Source organism: Massilia sp. CT11-108, assembly GCF_047302915.1.
Lineage (GTDB): Bacteria > Pseudomonadota > Gammaproteobacteria > Burkholderiales > Burkholderiaceae_D > Telluria > Telluria orientalis.
In genome coordinates this window covers 1-315 of record NZ_JBKYMO010001403.1, presented here as the reverse complement: position 1 = coordinate 315, position 315 = coordinate 1, and the positions used below count along the sequence as shown (strand labels likewise).

Genomic DNA, 315 nt, shown 5'->3' with positions numbered 1-315 from the left:
ATCGTGCGCCTGCAGGAAGATCCGCAACTGCGCACGGGCGCGCCGGTGGGCCTGATCAACGTGCTCGAAGGCGTCAGCCCCGACTACGCCGTGGTCGCACAGAAGGCCGCCGACCCGGACGCGTTGGCCCGCTTCGACGCCGCCTTCTCCGCCCGCAGGGGCATCACGCTGGGCCAGCTCGCGCTGCGCTACGAAGACCAGCTGGCCGGCCGCGACGCCGAGATCCACCACATCCTCGCCCGCGTCGAACGGCACGGCACCGACCTCGCGCAGCAGCTGGCGAGCGCCCAGGCGCAGGCGCAGGAACTGCACCAC

Annotated in this window: 1 pseudogene; it reads left to right on the top strand. The window is 72.4% G+C overall.

Features of this window, described 5'->3' with window-relative positions:
- A pseudogene (locus ACEN88_RS35015) lies at positions 1-315 on the top strand (methyltransferase type 11); the annotation flags it as partial.